The sequence below is a fragment of the Streptomyces sp. NPDC001156 genome (genome assembly GCF_053598275.1).
This window is the reverse complement of record NZ_JBSFJX010000365.1, coordinates 1-4830: the sequence shown is the minus strand read 5'-3', so window position 1 is coordinate 4830 and position 4830 is coordinate 1. Positions and strand designations below refer to the sequence as shown.

The following is a 4830-nucleotide window of genomic DNA, read 5'->3' as shown; positions in this document are numbered from 1 at the left end:
GATCACGCAGCACCGCTTCGAGCAGCTCCTCCTACATCAAGCTCCCCCTCGCGTTCAGGACGCACTCTGGCACAACTTCCAGACCGGCCAGGCGGTCAGCCGCTCACTGACCGCCTTCGATCACTGATCGTATTCGGACAGACTCGTCTAGTAGTGGATTCCTCATTGGATGTGCACATATCCGCGCCGTAGCTGGCTGGTGGGCGGTGCTGGACGGCCTGCACCGCTCGAAAACACGATTCTCGGCCTGAACTGCAAGTTCCCCGACCAGCGTGGCGGCTCGCACAGCATCTGGGACGATCCTGCGATGACGCCGTCCATCGCCCACCGGGAGACGGCCATGCGCGGTGAGAAACGCGGCTGCCTGGCGGGTACGGGCCTTGATCATGCTGGACGGCAGATATTGCCCGCCCGGCACGGCCCCACGCTCATGCTCCCACTCGGCGGCCGACAAGCCCAGCTCAAGACGCCACCCTTGCGCGTCCGCCTCACGACGCACGTCACCAGCCCGGTACGCGTCGACCGCGGCCCGGGCGTCACGCTACACGGCCCGCCGACATCACCGGGCGGGCCATCGCCCGCGCGGCCGGCGACTCCGAGAGCGCTGCGCTGGCTCAGCGGCGGCGCGGGCTGGGTGCCGAGCGCTCCTCGGGCCCGCAACTCGTCAAGGTCGGGGAGGTGAACACCGGGCAGCGTCAAGAAGGCCTCCCTGGGCAGCGCAGATGCTGTTGCGCGGGAGCCTGGGGCCGGTACCAAGAATTCGGCGGAGGGTCACGTTGGTCATCGTACGGGCGGCCGTCTCGTGCGTTACGGCAGCGGGCCCGGCCGAACTCGGACGCGGCGCTCGTCGGCTCCGGGCCGTCCTGCTGGGCGAAGTCACTGACTCGACAGCCGTCGTGGGTCCATCGGACGGTCACGGTCATCGTGAACCAGCTCGTCTTGATGGGGATCTCATGCACGCCCTTGCCCGCCAATCCGAAGAGTCTGGTGCACCACACATCCCCGGTGGCTTCCTGCGGACGGGACCTGCGTACGACGGCGCCGGCGGGCAAGGTAACGGCACAAGGGTCTGCGAAAGCAGGTGATGGCCTCGCCGCGACGCCGTCCGGCTGCATGGCGTCGGCGGGCGACGCTGGCGCGCGGAGCCTCGTGTTCCATGGCCCATAGAGCGAACCTGGCCCCGTACTCCACACGTCGCGGCCTCTACCGGCAGCGGTCCCGGTATGCAAAAGCATACGCCGGAGACCCACAAGCCAGGCCCCTGACCGGAACGCGTCGTGATCACCGAAGGGGTCTCACTGGGGCAGCCCGTACACCTGGCGGGCGTTGTCGCGGCCCGTCCATGCGGCGATCTGCCGTGCGTCGGCCAGGCTCAGTTCGTCCGCGTCCACCCGGGCCTGGAGCAGCTCCGCCAGACCCCGCCGGAAGGCCAGTGCCCCAAGGTGGTAGAACTCGGCGATCCCGTAGGCGTCCGAGCTGTAGAGGAGTTTGCGGAACGGCGTGATCTCGAGCGCTTCTTCCAGAATCGCGCGAGCGCGGAAGGGGCCGACGTGGTGCAGGGTGAGCCCGACGTCGAGGTAGACGCGTTCGAAGACCGAGGCCAGGTAGGCGGCCTGACGCTGGTAAGGCCAACAGTGCAGGAGCAGGACGACGATCGTGCCGGAGGTGAGGTGCAGCCAGTCGGTGAGATGGGTGGGGTCCGCCCGGTGCATCCGGATGTCGTTGTCCCCGAAGCCGGTGTGCAGTTGAAGGGGCAACCCAAGGTCCACCGCGGTCCAGAGCAGATGCCGTACGAGAACCGGGTCGCTCAGGCGGGGACACGTGTGGGTTTCCTGCTCGGCTCCGTCAGCTACGGTGCCGGTTCTTGACGAGGTCAGCCAGCGCCGTGCCGCCTCGGTGACGTCCGCGTCCGATGGCCGGCTGGGCTCCAGGTCGAATCCGGTGCGGTAGGCGGCGACCGACTTCACCGCCACCGCGCCGCGCTCGTCGATGGCGTTCCGCGCGGCGGCGACGAAGACGGAGGCGTACTCATCCGGCTCCACTCCCCCGGCTGCGACGGCCTCGGCGAGGGCCTCCAGGCGTAGGACTTCGTAGGCGGCTGTCGCCGGGCGACCTGCCGCACCGGCGAGGTCCGTGGGTGTCGTGAGACGGTCGGGGGTGTAGCCGGTGTCCACGCAGAACACGTGCGTTCCCGCACTGGCGATGAACCTTCGGTTCACCTCGCGCCAGCCCAATTCGGCCCGCCTTGCCAGGTATTCCGTTGCAGGAGCGTGCCGTGGCAGGTCCAGCACAGGGGCACAGTGGCGCCGGATCGCCACGCCGACGGGGCTGTCGAAGGGGGTGATGCCGCTCGCGGGCCATACGTCCCCTTCGGTCATCAGCGACTGGAACTCCTCCGGGTTCGGATCGGCGGTGAGGACGCCATGGCAGTGGTGATCCACGAGCGAGAGAGCTTCGATGGTCTCCTGGACGGGCCCGGTGGCGAATGGTGGTGAGCTGCTCACGGCTGGACGGCCTCCTGGCTTGAGGATCGGCGATATCCGCTGTAGCGCCCTGTTCAGTACTTCCACCGGTACGCCGCTGCCACGAGTTCGTCGTCGAGTCCGGCCACGGCGGCGACCTCGCCGAGGCGTACGGCGATCACCGCGTCCGCCAGGACGGGTCCCAGAGCGGTGCGAAGCCGCTCGTCCTCGCGGAACTTCTCGACCGACTCCTCCAGCGTCGTCGGCAGGCGGTGCACGCCCCGGAGGACCGCCTCCTCGGCGGTGAACCGCGCGGGGTCTCCGGTGACCTCCTCAGGCAGCGGTAAGGAGGACTCCAGTCCGTCGAGCCCGGCAGTGATGAGGCAACCGAGGGCGAGGTACGGGTTGGCGGCCAGGTCGACCGGTTTCACCTCCAGATTCGCCGCCTGGCCGTGCATCCCCGCCGTGCCGGTGATGATGCGCACCGCCGATTCGCGGGTCTCGTGACCCCAGACGGCGAAAACCCCGGCCCACTGGGACGGTTTGAGCCGCAGATAGCTCGCCGGGCTCGGTGCGGTCACAGCCGTAAGGGCGGGCAAGTGGCCGAGCAGGCCGGCGACGAACGACTCTGCCTCCGCGGTCATGCCATGGCGGCGCTCGCCATGTGCGTGCAGATTGACTCCGTCGCGCCAGGCGGAAAGGTGGACGTGACCGCCGTTGCCGACTCCTTCCGTCGAAACCGCCGGCGAGAAGGAGACCTTGAGTCCATGACGCTGGGACACCGCCCGGATGGTCTGTCTCACCAGCACGCTCCGGTCCGCTGCGGCCACCGGGTCGAGCGCACCGACCGAGATCTCGAACTGCCCCGCCGCGTACTCGGGATGGATCTGGTCGACGTCCACGCCCTGGGCTGCGAATGCCGCCAGCAACTCGACGGTGTAGTCGCTCAGTCCAATCTGTCGGACGGCGCTGTAGGCCGGACCCGAGATGGCGGGGACGAACTCGTCCCCCAGTGCGGCTCCCTGCCCGATGGTCCACTCGACCTCGATGGCCGCCTTGAACGCCATGCCGTGATGCCGCGCCGCGTCCGCGACGACGCGGCGCAGGAAGGTGCGGCTGCACGCCGGGTGCCGTTCGCCCTCCTGGGTGATCCGGTCGACCGGAGCCCAGGCCCAGCCCGGCTGTCCCGACAGGACCACGAGGTGGTCGAGGTCGGGATACAGGCGCAGATCACCGTCCGGCGAGCCCAGCACGTCCGTCGTGACGATGGAGTCGTTGGCCAGGAAGGTGTCGAACACTGGCGACATTCCCACCCCCCAGGCGGTCGCCAAGGCGAGCCGGGCCGTCGGGATCGTCTTCACCCTGCCGATGCCCGCGGTGTCGATGTACGCCAGGACGATGCCGTGCACACCCCGTGCCGACAGCTCCGTCTCCAGCGCGCTGGCCCGCTCGATGTCACCCGGGCGCCCGCCGGGGATGGGGTCGGCAAGGGTCGTCATGCGTCCTCCTCGGCGAGTTGAGGGCCGGTGCCTGCACACCGATGGTCGTGCCTGCGGTGCCCACGGCCCAGGATGGCGCACCACAACGGTCTGGAGGGTCGGCTACGACCTTGCCGCAGAGTGTGTCGTATCCAGGCCGAGGGAACTCGCCTCCGCATGGCCGTGCGTCAGCCCGCGCGGTGGGGCCCGACAATCCACGGGCATGGTCGTCGACGGCCTCGGAGCGCAGCGATGGGGTCGGTCAGGCCGAGCAACTGGATGCCGTTGGCCGCGTTGTAGGTGCTGCCGTAGCCGTTCACCGGGTCGTCCAGGCGCCCCAACTGTGAGGCGGCACAGTCGGGTTGACGTCCGCGCGTTGCGTCCAGGCGGCCAGTACCGACGCCTGGAGCTTTTCGTTCCGGGCGCCGAGGTCGCGGTTGCCCGCCAGGTACCCGTCCCAGAGCAGGGCGGTGTCCATCAGAGTGGAGCCGATGGTGTTGCCGTGTACCCGGAGTGCTCCATTCCGTAGTGGTCCAGGCAGGCGTCGTGGAGGCCGCCCAGCCGCGGCATGGAGTACGTGGAGAGGTAGTCGTTCAACGCGTTGACACACGCGAAGGCGGCGTTCATCTCCTCGATCGATGAGAAGGCCCGGGCGGCCAGGACATGTCGCGGATGATGCCGACCTGTCGCTCGAGCCGGCCTTTGCCTTGGGGCCAGTAGGCGGCCAGCACGTCGATGTCGAAGTCGTCGCGTGCGGCGAACGCGACCGCCTCCGGATGCGACGGAACAGCGTCTCTGATCAGCTAAGCGCACCTATGCGAACCGTAGGGTTCGGTGTGGGTTTTGCCCACCTGGGTGGGGAAGCATGAGCGTGGAGATGGAATCCCGCG

4 protein-coding genes are annotated in these 4830 nt (G+C 68.7%); all 4 read right to left on the bottom strand.

The window, feature by feature from the left end:
* Positions 1-1295: 1295 nt before the first annotated feature.
* The 4 genes from ACWDA7_RS50390 to ACWDA7_RS50375 all read right to left on the bottom strand — a co-directional run bounded on the left by ACWDA7_RS50390 (position 1296) and on the right by ACWDA7_RS50375 (position 4567).
* Positions 1296-2504: an amidohydrolase family protein gene (locus ACWDA7_RS50390; RefSeq protein WP_450614618.1), complete on the bottom strand. Its 1209-nt coding sequence runs from the start codon at positions 2502-2504 to the stop codon at positions 1296-1298.
* A 53-nt stretch (positions 2505-2557) separates the two neighbouring features.
* Complete coding sequence (locus ACWDA7_RS50385; RefSeq protein WP_450614616.1) at positions 2558-3961, bottom strand: glutamine synthetase; 1404 nt, start codon at positions 3959-3961, stop codon at positions 2558-2560.
* Between the two features lie 295 nt (positions 3962-4256).
* A complete protein-coding gene (locus ACWDA7_RS50380; protein ID WP_450614614.1) occupies positions 4257-4418 on the bottom strand; it encodes a hypothetical protein in 162 nt (53 codons plus the stop codon).
* On the bottom strand, positions 4418-4567 hold the full coding sequence (locus tag ACWDA7_RS50375) for a hypothetical protein (protein ID WP_450614612.1): 150 nt from the start codon (positions 4565-4567) through the stop codon (positions 4418-4420). The genes ACWDA7_RS50380 and ACWDA7_RS50375 overlap by 1 nt, the downstream gene beginning before the upstream one ends.
* Positions 4568-4830 lie beyond the last annotated feature (263 nt).

Coding starts and splice junctions, on each gene's coding strand:
- ACWDA7_RS50385 (WP_450614616.1), bottom strand. CDS start 3,961: ATGACGACCCTTGCCGACCCCATCCCCGGCGGGCGCCCGGGTGACATC.
- ACWDA7_RS50380 (WP_450614614.1), bottom strand. CDS start 4,418: ATGGACACCGCCCTGCTCTGGGACGGGTACCTGGCGGGCAACCGCGAC.
- ACWDA7_RS50375 (WP_450614612.1), bottom strand. CDS start 4,567: ATGAACGCCGCCTTCGCGTGTGTCAACGCGTTGAACGACTACCTCTCC.